At 69.5% G+C, this 295-nt stretch carries 1 pseudogene; it reads left to right on the top strand.

Annotated features, from left to right (window positions below):
• A pseudogene (gene rimO / locus ML342_RS11655) lies at positions 1 to 295 on the top strand (30S ribosomal protein S12 methylthiotransferase RimO); the annotation flags it as partial.

The following is a 295-nucleotide window of genomic DNA, read 5'->3' on the forward strand; positions in this document are numbered from 1 at the left end:
GGCGACCTGGTCAGCCGCCCGATCGGCGATGTGCTCACCGAGGCGCGGCGGCTGCTCGAGGGCGGGGTCAAAGAGCTGCTCGTGATCAGCCAGGACACCAGCGCCTACGGCGTCGATGTGCAGTACCGCACCGGTTTTTGGGACGGGCGCCCCGTGCGCACGCGGATGCTCGACCTGGTGCGCGAGCTGGGCACGCTGGCGCGTGCGCACGGCGCCTGGGTGCGGCTGCACTACGTCTACCCGTACCCGCACGTGGACGAGATCATCCCGCTGATGGCCGAAGGCTTGGTATTGC

Source organism: Thermomonas alba, from assembly GCF_022419205.1.
Taxonomy (GTDB): Bacteria; Pseudomonadota; Gammaproteobacteria; order Xanthomonadales; family Xanthomonadaceae; genus Thermomonas; species Thermomonas alba.